Origin of the sequence: Saccharopolyspora griseoalba (assembly GCF_042665275.1) — a bacterium.
GTDB classification, from domain to species: domain Bacteria; phylum Actinomycetota; class Actinomycetes; order Mycobacteriales; family Pseudonocardiaceae; genus Saccharopolyspora; species Saccharopolyspora griseoalba.
Genome location: NZ_JBHTCJ010000020.1, coordinates 16,699 through 28,986, shown reverse-complemented (window position 1 = coordinate 28,986; position 12,288 = coordinate 16,699). Strand labels below are relative to the sequence as shown.

Sequence of the window (12,288 nt, the reverse complement as noted above, 5' to 3'; positions counted from 1 at the left end):
AACGCTCCTTCCCTTCGAAGTGGTCAGGCGCCGAACTTCGGCGTGTGCACGGGCGCGAGCGAGATGTGCACGGCCTGCTGGTCGGAGTAGAAGTCCAGCGAGCGGTAGCCGCCCTCGTGCCCCAGCCCCGAGGCCTTCACCCCGCCGAAGGGGGTGCGCAGATCGCGGACGTTGTGCGAGTTGAGCCAGACCATCCCGGCCTCGACGCGCTGCCCCAAGTTGTGCGCGCGCTCCAGGTCCGAGGTCCACACGTACGCGGCCAGCCCGTACTTGACGCCGTTGGCCAGCTCCAGCGCTTCCTCGTCGGTGTCGAACGGGGTGATCGCCACGACCGGGCCGAAGATCTCCTCCTGGAAGATCCGCGCGGTCGGCGGGACGTCGACGAACACCGTGGGCTGCACGTAGTTGCCGGACTCTAGCCCCTGCGGGCGTCCGCCGCCCGCGGCGAGCTTCGCCTCGGTCTTGCCGAGCTCGATGTAGCCGACGACCTTCTCGTGGTGCTCCGGGTGCACCAGCGCGCCGACCTCGGTGGCCGGGTCGTGCGGATCGCCCACCCTGACGTTCTCCGCGCGCTCGACGTAGCGCCGCACGAACTCGTCGTAGACGGGGCGCTCCACCAGGATCCGGCTGCCCGCGGTGCAGCGCTCGCCGTTGAGCGAGAACACCCCGAAGACCGTCGAGTCGATCGCGGCGTCCAGGTCGGCGTCGGCGAACACCACCGCCGGGCTCTTGCCGCCGAGCTCCATGGACAGGCCCTTGAGCGTCGGCGCGGCGTTGGCGAAGATCAGCTTGCCGGTGTCGGACTCGCCGGTGAACGAGATCAGCTGCACGTCGGTGTGCTTGACCAGCGCGTCGCCGGCGTCCTCGCCGAGACCGTTGACGATGTTGAACACCCCGTCGGGCACCCCGGCCTCCCGGAAGATGTCCGGCCACAGGCCGGCCGAGAGCGGCGTGAACTCGGCGGGTTTGAGCACCACGGTGCAGCCGGATGCCAGCGCCGGGGCCAGCTTCCAGCTCTCCAGCATGAACGGGGTGTTCCACGGCGTGATCAACCCCGCCACGCCCTTGGGCTTGCGGTTGACGTAGTTGACCTGCTTGCCCGGCACCTTGTAGGTGTCGTCGGCCTGGGCGACGATCAGGTCGGCGAAGAACCGGAAGTTCTCGGCGGCCCGCTTGGCCTGACCCAGCGCCTGGGTGATCGGCAGCCCGGTGTCGAAGGTCTCCAGCTCGGCCAGCCGCTCGTTGCGCGTCTCGACGATGTCGGCGATGCGGTTGAGGACCCGCGCGCGCTCGCGCGGCAGCATCCCGGGCCACGGGCCTTCGTCGAAGGCCTTGCGGGCGGCCGACACCGCGCGGTCGATGTCGGCTCGCTTGCCCGAGGAGGCCTCCAGGTAGGGCTGGTTCGACACCGGCTCGAGGACCTCGAAGGTGGCGCCGTCGAGGCTGTCGACGAACTCCCCGTCGATGAAGTGCTGGATGCGCTCGGGCAGGTCGGCGGGCACGTGTTGGACGGCCATGTCAGTTTCCTCCGGCGATGGTGTCGGCGCGCTCGACCGGCGACAGGAAGTCGCCGCCCTCGTCGAGCAGCGCGCGGATCTTGTCCTTGCCCGCATCGGTGGGCGTGATCAGCGGTGGCCGCACGTGCTCCGAGCGGATCAGGCCGCGCTGGGCCAGCACCCACTTGACCGGCGCCGGGTTGGTCTCCACGAAGATCAGGTCCACCAGCGGGTGCAGCCCGTAGTGGATGTCCAGCGCGTCGTCGAGCCGCCCGTCGTGGAAGGCCTCGTACATCCGCTTGGTCGCCCCGGGCGCGATGTTGGCCGTGGCGCTGACGAACCCGGTGCCGCCCAGCGCCAGCAGCGGCAGGCACAGCAGCTCGATCCCGGACCACACCAGCAGATCCCGCCCAGCGGCCCGGATCACCCGCGAGAAGTGCTCGAAGTCCTTGGTGGTCTCCTTGATGCCCACGAAGTTCGGCACGTCGCGGTGCAGCCGCGCCACGGTCTCCGGGGCGATCTCGACCGCGGTCCGGGTCGGCACGTTGTAGGCGATGATCGGCAGGTCCGGGTACTCCTTGGCCACCGCGGAGTACCAGACGTAGAGCGCCTCCTGGGTGGGTTTGGCGTAGTAGGGCGTGATGATCAGCGCCGCGTCCACGCCGGCCTCGTGGGCCGCGCCGGTGAGCTCGATGGTCTCGTCGAGCTTGGCCGAGCCGGTGCCCGGCACGACCGGTGCGCGACCGTCGACGGTCTTGACCACGGTGCGGATCGCCGCGGCGCGCTCCTCGATGCTCTGCGCGCTGGGTTCACCGGTGGAGCCGCCGATGGAGATCCCGTCGGAGCCCTGCTTGAGCTGCCACTCCACGAGGTTGGCCAGGGATTCGTGGTCCACCGCGCCGTCGGCGGTGAACGGGGTGATCACCGGGGCGATCGACCCGGTCAGCTCCTCGGGTCGGGTGCGCCAGTTCGTCATCGCTGTACCGCCTCTCCGCGATTCTCGTCCGTGGTTGCGCCCGGGTGGATCTCTCCCGTCGGCGGGGTTCCTCGTGGCTGAGTCGCGTCACGGTCCGCCGAGGTGCGGCAGAGCTGGGCCGACGTCGCTGCGAGGTGTCTCATTTGGTTCCTTCCTGGTCGCCGCGCTCCGCGTCGTAGCGGCGGCGCCACTCGCCGGTCAGCGGGTAGAGCCCGTCCACCGCCGCGCCCTCGGCGACGCGGGCGGCGATCCACTCCTCCTCCGCTTCCTGCTCGATGGCCGCGTCGAGCACGCCGTCGAGCAGCGCGGGCGGGATGACCAGCACCCCGTCGTCGTCGCCGACGATCACGTCGCCCGGCTGCACGGTCGCGCCGCCGCAGGCCACCGCGATGTCGCTGTCCCACGGCACGTGCTTGCGCCCGAGCACCGCCGGGTGCGGCCCGCCGGAGAACGTGGGGATGTCCAGGTCGCGCACGGCGCTGTAGTCGCGCACGCCCCCGTCGGTGACGATGCCCGCGGCGCCGAGCACCTGCGCGCGCAGCGCGAGGATGTCGCCGACGGTGCCACTGCCCCGCTCGCCGCGCGCTTCGACGACCAGGACCTCACCGGGGCGCAGCGAGTCGAAGGTGCGCTTCTGCGCGTTGTACCCGCCGCCGTGGCTGCGGAACAGGTCCTCGCGGGCGGGCACGAAGCGCAGCGTGCGAGCGCGACCGATGATCTTGTTCCCGAGCGCGTCGCTGCGCACGCCGTCGATGGACAGCTGGTTGTAGCCGTGCTTGCGCAGCTGCGCCGACAGCGTCGCGACCGCGACCCGCCGGAGCTTGGCGACGCGCTCCTCGGTGAGCTCGAACGGCGGCTCCAGCCCCGCCGCCTCGCGGCTGCCCCAGGCCTCGGCGCGCTGGTGGTCGTCGACGGCGGGCTGCGCGCTGTAGGCCGGCAGCGGTTCGGCCCCCTCGGCCACGGTGGTGCGCAGCTTGCCGGTGCGAAGCTCGGTGCCGGGCACGTCCACCTCGACCTCGACCACGTCGCCGGGCCCGACCACCGAGGAGCCCGCGGGCGTCCCGGTGAGCACCACGTCGCCGGGCTCCAGGGTGATCAGCTGCGAGAGGTCGGCGATCAGCTCGCCGAACGGGAAGACCACCGTGCCCGCCGAGTCGTCCTGCACCAGCCGGTCGTTGACCCAGGTGCGCACCCGCAGCGCGGCCGGGTCGACCTCGGCGGCCGGGATGCTGCCGGGCCCCAGCGGGGTGTAGCCGTCGCCGCCCTTGGAGCGCAGGTTCGCGCCCTTGTCGGCGGCGCGCAGGTCGTAGACGCCGAGGTCGTTGGCGGCGGTCACCGCCGCGACGTGCGACCAGCCGTCCTCGGGGGCGACGCGACGGGCCTCGCGGCCGACGATCAGCGCGATCTCGCCCTCGAAGGCCAGCAGCTCGGCGCCCCGGGGTCTCTCCGCGGTCTGGTCGGTGGCCGCCAGCGAGGTCACCGGCTTGAGGAAGTACGACGGTTTCGCGGGGGTCCGGCCGCGCTGGGCGATCCGCGACGGGTAGTTCAGGTGCAGCGCCACGACCTTGCCCGGCCGCCCCACCAGCGGGTGCTGCCGCAGGCCCTCGGCCGGAGAGCGAACGTCATCGTACGTCATGGCCGAGGATCGTATACGATGCCATATCTGATTACAATCGCTGAACGCGGCGGTTCCGAAGACCGATCGCGGCTCCGGCAAGATGGGGTGCCACGCAGGCGAAACGAGGAGCGATGACCACCGACGCACCGGCCGACCAGGCCACCACCAGCAAGTCCCAGCTGGCTTACGAGTGGCTGCGCGACCGGATCGTCTCGCACCGCTTCACCCCCGGCTACCGGTTGGTGCTCAGCCAGCTGGCCGCCGAGCTGGGCGTGAGCACGGTCCCGGTGCGCGAGGCCATCCGCAGGCTGGAGGCCGAAGGCCTGGTCACCTACGAGAAGAACGTGGGAGCGCAGGTCGCGCTGGTCGACGAGGGCGAGTACGTCACCACGATGCAGACCCTCGCGGTCGTCGAGGGCGCGGCGACCGGCTTCTCGGCCCCCCTGCTGACGGCCGAGGACCTGGCCAAGGCCCGCGCGGTGAACCAGAAGCTGCGCGACACCCTGGAGCACTTCGACCCGCGCCGGTTCACCGAGCTCAACGAGGAGTTCCACTCGGTGCTGTTCCTGCGCTGCCCGAACGAGCACATGACCGACCTGGTGCACCGCGGCTGGAGCAGGCTGCGCGTGCTGCGCGACTCCACCTTCAGCTTCGTGCCCGGTCGCGCCGTCGAGTCGGTCGACGAGCACGACCACATCGTCGACCTCATCGAGGCCGGCGCCGACCCCGTCGACGTCGAGCTGGCCGCCCGCAGGCACCGCACCGCCACCCTCGACGCGTTCCTCCGCTTCCAGCACGACGACCAGGGCTGAGCACCTCGGCCGGAACCCGCCGAACCGGCGCGCGTTCGCGGAACGAAGCGTTCCCGTTCCAAATCTCCGCACCCGCTTCCACCAACACCGGCGAAAATCTGCGATCATCCACCGGGAACCCCTGCGACCCGAAAGGGACACCGATGGCCGACCAGACGCCCCGCGATCTCGCAGAACTGGATGTGGAGCGCCCCAACCCCGGCCGGATCTACGACTGGTTCCTCGGCGGCAGCTCCAACTGGGCCATCGATCGCGTGTTCGGCGAGCGCCTGCTCGGGATGTGGCCGCAGATCGCGGGCGTGGCGCGGCAGAACCGGGCGTTCATGCAACGCGCCGTGGTCGACGCCCTCGACGCGGGAGTTCGGCAGTTCCTCGACCTCGGTTCGGGCATCCCGACCATGGGCAACGTGCACGAGATCGTGCGCGAGCGCACCGACGACCCGACGCGGGTGGTCTACGTCGACTGCGAGCCGGTGGCCGCCGCGCACACGCGGCTCAACCTGCAGGAGACCGACTGGGCCGGGGTCGTGCAGGCCGACCTGCTCGACTGGCGCGAGGTGCTGAACCACCCGACCACCCGGCAGCTGATCGACCCCGACGAGCCGGTGTGCCTGCTGGCGGTGTCGGTGCTGCAGTTCATCGGCCCGGACGGCAACATCGGCGACGTGCTGCGCCGCTACGCCAACAAGCTCGCACCCGGCTCGCGCGTGGTCATCTCGCACTTCGCATCCGACGTGCCCGAACCCGAGGCGCGCTCCGCCATGGAGCGGTTCCGCACCGAGTGCGACGTCACGCCGAACCCGCTGTGGCTGCGCGATCGCGAGACGATCGAGGGCTGGCTCGACGACCTCGGCGAGCAGTGGCAGCTGCTCGACCCCGGCGTCGCGCACCTGCCCGACTGGCGCCCCGACCTGATCGCCGACTCGAAGGCCGCGGCGGAGGCCGAGAAGATGCGCCCGTTCGCCTGGGGCGGCGCCGCCGAGAAGCGCGTCCAGGAGTCCTGACACCGGAGCAGTTCGGCCCGGGATCGCGCGCCCAGCAGGCGTGCGATCCCGGGCCGAACTGCTTTCCGCGGAGGAACTCGCTCCGCTTGCGAAATCCTTTGCAAGGCTAATTCCGCAGGTCGCAGCGCTGCGCCGGGCCGCTTTCCGGACGGTGAACGCAAACGCTTGCGCTGGAGACGTGGGTCACAGTACGGTCCTCGCAACCCGAACGGGTGAAATTGGTCAGGAGGGGCCGTGGCCGGCATCGAAGAGGTCGCTCGACGAGCGGGTGTCTCGCCGTCGACGGTGTCCCGCGCGCTGCGCGGCCGGTCCGGCGTCTCGGAGCGGACCCGGCGGCGCATCACCGGGATCGCCGAGGAGCTGGACTACTCGATCTCCCGCTCGGCCTCCGGCCTGGCCACCGGCCGCACGATGTGCGTCGGGGTCATCGTGCCGTTCGTGTGGCGGTGGTTCTTCGGCCAGATCATCGGCGGCGCCGAGCAGGTGCTGCGCGCCGCCGGCTACGACATGATGCTCTACACCACCGGCGACCTCGAATCGCGCGAGCGCTTCTTCCGGGAACTGCCGGTGCGCGGCAGGGTCGACGCGGTCCTGGTGCTGTCGATGGACCTCACCGAGCAGGAGGCCGACCGGCTGCGTGGACTGGACCTGCCGCTGGCGCTGGTCGGCCACGAGGCCGAGGGGTTCAGCTCGGTGCACATCGACGACCGGCAGGGCACCCGGCTGGCCGTGCAGCACCTGATCAACCTCGGGCACCGCGACATCGCGATGATCCAGGGCCTGGAACCCAAGCCGCTGGGCGCGATCGCGCCGATCATCCGCCGCGAGGCCTTCCAGCAGACCCTGAGCGACAACGACATCGAACCCCGCCCGGAGTGGATGGTGCCCGGCGCGTTCAGCATCGGCGCCGGCGAGCGCGCCATGGACCAGCTGCTGGCCACCAGCACCCCGCCGACCGCGGTGTTCACCTACGCCGACGAACTGGCGATGGGCGCGCTGCGCTCGATGCGCAGGCACGGCCGCTCGGTGCCGCAGGACATGTCGATCGTGGGCTTCGACGACCACGAGATGAGCGAGTACGTCGAGCTGACCACCGTGGCCCAGCCGGTGCGCGCGCAGGGGGCCACGGCAGCGCAGTTGCTGATGAACCAGCTGACCTCGGGTTCGCGGGAGACCTCCGTCCTCCCGATGCCGATCGAACTCGTGGTGCGCGGTTCCACCGGTCCCCCGCGGAGCTCCGCGGAATTGTCGGGAGATTGATGAGGAGGCTGGTAGTGCGCAGGTGAGGACCTGCCGTTCGCTGGCGATCTGACCGGGCGCGTCGCGCTCGGTGCAATTCCTGGAAATTGAATCGGAAACCGACCGCACGATGTCGCTGGATCGATCCACCGCATCGCGCGGCAGGGCACGCGCGTGCCCGATGAGTCCTCAACGGAGAGCGACATGAGACAGAGAAGACGGTTGGCGGCTGCCGCGGCGCTGGTCTGCACGACCGCGCTGAGCACCGCGTGCGGCGGCTCCAGCACCGAGTCCGCCTCGACCGAGCTCGAGGGCCGCGGCCCCATCACCTACGCGGCGGGCAAGGACGAGGAAGGCGTCAACCCGAAGATCATCGAAGCCTGGAACAAGGCGCACCCGGACCAGAAGGTGCGCTTCATCGAACTCCCCTCCTCGGCGGACGACCAGCGCCAGCAGATGGTGCAGAACGCGCAGACCAAGTCCGACGCGTTCACCGTGCTCGACCTGGACAACGTGTGGACGACCGAGTTCGCCGCGAACCGGTGGATCGTCGAGCTGCCCAAGGACCGCTTCGAGCTCGACCAGTTCGTGCCGACCACCGTCGAGACCGCGCTCTACCGCGACCGGCTCTACGGCGTCCCCGCCACCTCCGACGGGGCGATGCTCTACTTCCGCGAGGACCTGCTGCGCAAGGCCGGCGTGCAGCCGCCGAAGACCTGGGCCGAGATGCGGCAGGCCTGCGACGAGGTCCTCGCCCTGCCCGAGGCCGAGGGGATGTCCTGCTTCGCCGGGCAGTACGAGAAGTACGAGGGCCTCACGGTCAACTTCGCCGAAGCGGTCAACAGCGCGGGCGGCGTGATCACCGACGAGAACGGCAAGCCCAACGTCAACACCCCCGAGGCCAAGCGCGGGCTGGACGCCCTGATCGAGGGCTTCCGCTCCGGGATGATCCCGCGCGAGGCGATCACCTTCCAGGAGACCGAGACCCGGCGCGCCTTCATGGACGGCAGGGTGCTGTTCAGCCGCGCCTGGCCCAACCAGTACTCGCACGCCGCCGGCGCGGACGAGCCCTCGAAGGTCGCCGGCAAGTTCGGCGTCGCACCGCTCCCGGGCGTCGGTGGGCCGGGCGTGTCCAGCCTCGGCGGCCACAACCTGGCCATCTCCACCTACGCGAAGAACAAGGCGACCGCCGTCGACTTCATCAAGTTCGCCACCGCCGCCGAGCAGCAGCGCTTGCGGCTGGACGTGGGCTCGCTGGCCCCGACCCGCAGCTCCCTCTACGACGATCCGGCGATGCAGCAGAAGTACCCCTACCTGCCGCTGCTGAAGAAGTCCATCGAAGGTGCCGAGCCCCGTCCCCGCGTCGTGAACTACGGCGAGGTGACCGACGCGGTGCAGCAGCACGTCTACGCGGCCCTGCGCGGTGAGAAGTCCTCCCAGCAGGCGCTTTCCGATCTGCAGGCCCAGCTCCAGAAGCTGACCGGATAGCGGTGGGCGCGCCGGGGCGGCGTCGGATCCGGCGCCGCCCCGGGACGCCTCGCGAGGAGGTAGTCGATGACGACAGAAGTGGAACCCACTCCCGCGGGCACGACCGGCGCCGCCGCGGTGCCCGGCGGGCGCAGGAAGAGGTCGCGCCAGGCCACCGCGATCGCCCGCCTGGCGGGCGTGCTGGTCTCGCCGACGTTGCTGGTGCTGGGCCTGGTGGTGGCCTACCCGATCGTCGAAGCGCTGCGCCAGTCGCTGTACACCGAGGGGCAGGGGCTCGACGCGCAGGGATTCGTGGTCGAAGGCGAGCAGTTCGTCGGGCTGACCAACTACACCGACGTGCTCTTCGGGCACGCCGCGGCGCGGTTCTGGAACGCCATGTGGAACACGACGTTCTTCACCGCGACCACGGTCGTGCTGGAGGCGGTGCTGGGCGTGGCGATGGCCCTCGTCATGCACCGCGCCTTCCGCGGTCGCGGCCTGGTGCGCGCCAGCGTGCTGGTGCCCTGGGCGATCCCGACCGCGGTCTCGGCGCTGCTGTGGCGGTGGATCTTCGCCTCCGACGGCGTGGTCAACGCGATGCTCGGCCAGCAGGTGCTGTGGAGCGCCGACGGCGCACCGGCGAAGCTCGCGGTGATCGTGGCCGAGGTGTGGAAGACCGCGCCGTTCGTCGGTCTGCTCGTGCTGGCCGGTCTGCAGGTGATCCCCCGCGACGTGCTGGAGGCCGCGCGGGTCGACGGCGCGAACGCCTGGCAGCGGTTCCTGCACATCACGCTGCCGCTGGTGCGCCCCGCGCTGCTGGTGGCCGTGCTGTTCCGGATGCTCGACTCGCTGCGCATGTTCGACCTGCCCTTCGTGCTGATCGGCCAGCAGAAGCAATCGGTGGAGACGTTGTCGATGCTGGCCTGGCAGGAGGCCACCAACGTCCGCTACGGACCCGCCGCGGCCTACGCGACGATCATGTTCTGCTACGTCGCGGTCGTGGCCTTCACCTTCGTCAAGCTGCTCGGCGCCGACCTGCTCGGCGAGGCCCGCGCCCAGGTGCGCACCAAGCGCAAGTCCCCGAAGGCGGTGGCATCATGACGACTCCCGCAACCCGGCCGCGCGGCCGGACGTTCAAGCAGTGGCTCCCGGGCATCGGGGTCGCGCTGATCGTGCTGTACTGCCTGGCGCCGTTCTACTGGATGGCCGCCACCGCCTTCCGGCGCCCGTCCGACCAGTACGACCTCAGCCCGCTGCCCGAGGCGTGGTCGCTGGAGAACTTCCGCGCGGTCTTCGCACCCGGCGTCGGGTTCGGGTGGGCGCTGTTCAACAGCCTCGTGGTCGCCTCGGTGACCACGCTGCTGACCCTGGTGGTCGGCATGACCACCGCCTACGCGCTGGCCCGGCTGCAGTTCCGGGGCAAGAACGTGGTGCTGGCGCTGATCATCGCCTGCTCGATGTTCCCGGGGATCTCGCTGATCGTGCCGCTGCTGAAGCTGTTCACCAACATCGGCTGGATCAACACCTACCAGGCGATGATCCTGCCGAGCATGTCGTTCGCGCTGCCGCTGGCGGTGTGGAACCTGACCACGTTCTTCCGGCAGATGCCGGTGGAGCTGGAGCAGGCGGCGATGGTCGACGGGTGCACGCCGGGTCAGGCCTTCCGCAAGGTGATCGTGCCGCTGGCCGCGCCGGGCGTGTTCACCACCGCGATCCTGACGTTCATCATGGCCTGGAACGAGTTCATCATCGCGCTGAGCATGGTCAACGAGAAGGACATGCAGACCGTCACGGTCGCCATCTCGAAGTTCGTCGGCGCGCAGGGCCACGAGCAGCCCTTCGGCACCCAGATGGCAGCGGGCGTGATCGTCACCGTTCCGCTGGTCATCGCCGTGCTCGTCTTCCAGCGCCGCATCATCGCAGGCCTGACCTCGGGCGGCCTGAAGTGACCGAGAACTCCGGAGAGGGAGGACCCGTGCAGCACAACCCTTCCAACGGCACCCCGTGGTGGCGCGAGGCGGTGATCTACCAGGTCTACATCCGCAGCTTCGCCGACGCGGACGGCGACGGGATGGGCGACATCGAGGGCATCCGCGCCAAGCTGCCCTACCTGCGCGAGCTGGGCGTGGACGCGCTGTGGATCAATCCCTGGTACCGCTCGCCCCAGGCCGACGCGGGCTACGACGTCGCCGACTTCCGGGACGTCGACCCGAGGTTCGGCGGCCTGGCCGACGCCGAGAAGCTCATCGCCGAGGCGCACGAGCACGGGCTGCGGATCATCCCGGACATCGTGCCCAACCACACCTCCGACCAGCACGCCTGGTTCCAGGACGCGCTGCGGGCGGGCCCGGGCGCACCGGAGCGCCAGCGCTACGTCTTCCGAGCGGGCCGGGGTGCCGGCGGCGCGGAGCCGCCGAACAACTGGCGGTCGGTGTTCGGCGGCCCGTCCTGGACCCGGGTGGCCGACGGCGAGTGGTACCTGCACCTCTTCGCCCCCGAGCAGCCGGACCTGAACTGGGCGAACCCCGAGGTGCACGACGAGTTCGAGTCGATCCTGCGGTTCTGGTTCGACCGCGGCGTGGACGGCTTCCGCATCGACGTCGCGCACGGCCTGGCCAAGGACCCGGAGCTGCCCGACCTCACCGGCGAGCCCGATGAGCGCCTGGCCCACCCGCACTGGGACCGCGACGAGGTGCACGAGATCTACCGCCGGTGGCGGCGGGTGGCCGACGAGTACCCGGGCGAGCGCAAGTTCGTCGCCGAGGCGTGGGCGCCGTCCCCGGAGCGGCTGGCGAACTACCTGCGGCCGGGCGGGCTGCACACCGCGTTCAACTTCGACTTCCTGAAGTGCCCGTGGGATCCGGAGCGGATGCGCGAGGTCGTCGACTCCACCACGGCCGGCCTGCGGGCCGTGGGCGCGCCGCCGACCTGGGTGCTGTCCAATCACGACGTCCCCCGCCACGTCACCCGCTACGGCCGCGAGGCCGAGTGGGTGCCGCACGACGAGCGCGACTACGACGAGGTCCTGGAGCTGGAGGAACCCGATCTCGCTCTCGGCGCCCGCCGGGCCCGGGCGGCGGCGCTGCTGATGCTCGCGCTGCCCGGCGGCGCCTACGTCTACCAGGGCGAGGAGTTGGGTCTCCCGGAGGTCGAGGACCTCCCGGAGGACTCCCTGCAGGACCCGATCTGGGAGCGCTCCGGGCGCACCGAGCGGGGTCGGGACGGATGCCGCGTCCCGCTTCCGTGGTCGGGCACCGCCCCGCCCTTCGGCTTCGGCCCCCCGGGGTCCGAGCCCTGGCTGCCCCAGCCGGAGTCGTGGCGCGGCCGCACGGCCGAGGTCCAGGACGGCGACCCCTCCTCGACGCTGGAGCTCTACCGCTCGGCGTTGCGCCTGCGGCGCGAGCTGCCCGCGCTCGGCGACGGCGGGATGCGCTGGCTGGACTCCCCGGACGGCGTGCTGGTCTTCCAGCGCGACCCCGGTTTCACCTGCGCGGTGAACATGTCCGGGCACCCGCGGCCCCTGCCGGAGCACGAGCGGGTCCTGCTGGCCAGCGCGGAGCTCGACGACGATCACCTGCCCGCCGACGCGGCGGTCTGGCTGACCACCTGACCGACGCGTCACCGATCTGCGCGAGGAGTCCCCCGCACGCCCGGCGGGGGACTCCTCGCGCGAATC

Annotated in this window: 10 protein-coding genes; 7 read left to right on the top strand and 3 right to left on the bottom strand. The window is 70.8% G+C overall.

Annotation, left to right across the window (positions count from 1 at the left end):
- Positions 1 to 23 precede the first annotated feature (23 nt).
- The 3 genes from hpaE to ACFQRI_RS25680 all read right to left on the bottom strand — a co-directional run bounded on the left by hpaE (position 24) and on the right by ACFQRI_RS25680 (position 4,108).
- Positions 24 to 1,517, bottom strand: a complete 1,494-nt coding sequence (gene hpaE, locus ACFQRI_RS25690; RefSeq protein ID WP_380672973.1) for a 5-carboxymethyl-2-hydroxymuconate semialdehyde dehydrogenase — start codon at positions 1,515 to 1,517, stop codon at positions 24 to 26.
- A 1-nt stretch (position 1,518) separates the two neighbouring features.
- Positions 1,519 to 2,472 (bottom strand): 4-hydroxy-tetrahydrodipicolinate synthase, encoded by a 954-nt coding sequence (dapA, locus tag ACFQRI_RS25685; RefSeq protein WP_380672971.1) that lies wholly within the window; start codon positions 2,470 to 2,472, stop codon positions 1,519 to 1,521.
- 139 nt (positions 2,473 to 2,611) lie between these two features.
- Positions 2,612 to 4,108 carry a fumarylacetoacetate hydrolase family protein gene (locus ACFQRI_RS25680; protein ID WP_380672969.1) on the bottom strand — a complete coding sequence of 499 codons (1,497 nt, stop codon included), beginning with the start codon at positions 4,106 to 4,108 and terminating at the stop codon, positions 2,612 to 2,614.
- Between the two features lie 113 nt (positions 4,109 to 4,221).
- On the opposite strand from ACFQRI_RS25680, the gene ACFQRI_RS25675 reads away from it, so the two are divergent.
- From ACFQRI_RS25675 to ACFQRI_RS25645, 7 genes are all read left to right on the top strand, one after another.
- Positions 4,222 to 4,902, top strand: coding sequence for a GntR family transcriptional regulator (locus ACFQRI_RS25675; RefSeq protein WP_380672967.1), 681 nt, complete (start codon positions 4,222 to 4,224; stop codon positions 4,900 to 4,902).
- A gap of 143 nt (positions 4,903 to 5,045) precedes the next feature.
- Positions 5,046 to 5,906, top strand: coding sequence for an SAM-dependent methyltransferase (locus ACFQRI_RS25670; protein ID WP_380672965.1), 861 nt, complete (start codon positions 5,046 to 5,048; stop codon positions 5,904 to 5,906).
- A gap of 234 nt (positions 5,907 to 6,140) precedes the next feature.
- Positions 6,141 to 7,166: a LacI family DNA-binding transcriptional regulator gene (locus tag ACFQRI_RS25665; protein WP_380672963.1), complete on the top strand. Its 1,026-nt coding sequence runs from the start codon at positions 6,141 to 6,143 to the stop codon at positions 7,164 to 7,166.
- 183 nt (positions 7,167 to 7,349) lie between these two features.
- A complete protein-coding gene (locus tag ACFQRI_RS25660) occupies positions 7,350 to 8,633 on the top strand; it encodes an ABC transporter substrate-binding protein (RefSeq protein ID WP_380672961.1) in 1,284 nt (427 codons plus the stop codon).
- Between the two features lie 66 nt (positions 8,634 to 8,699).
- Positions 8,700 to 9,713: a carbohydrate ABC transporter permease gene (locus ACFQRI_RS25655; RefSeq protein WP_380672959.1), complete on the top strand. Its 1,014-nt coding sequence runs from the start codon at positions 8,700 to 8,702 to the stop codon at positions 9,711 to 9,713.
- Positions 9,710 to 10,561 carry a carbohydrate ABC transporter permease gene (locus tag ACFQRI_RS25650; RefSeq protein ID WP_380672957.1) on the top strand — a complete coding sequence of 284 codons (852 nt, stop codon included), beginning with the start codon at positions 9,710 to 9,712 and terminating at the stop codon, positions 10,559 to 10,561. Before ACFQRI_RS25655 ends, ACFQRI_RS25650 begins: the two co-directional genes overlap by 4 nt.
- A gap of 26 nt (positions 10,562 to 10,587) precedes the next feature.
- Positions 10,588 to 12,222, top strand: coding sequence for a glycoside hydrolase family 13 protein (locus ACFQRI_RS25645; RefSeq protein ID WP_380672955.1), 1,635 nt, complete (start codon positions 10,588 to 10,590; stop codon positions 12,220 to 12,222).
- The last annotated feature ends 66 nt before the right edge of the window (positions 12,223 to 12,288 follow it).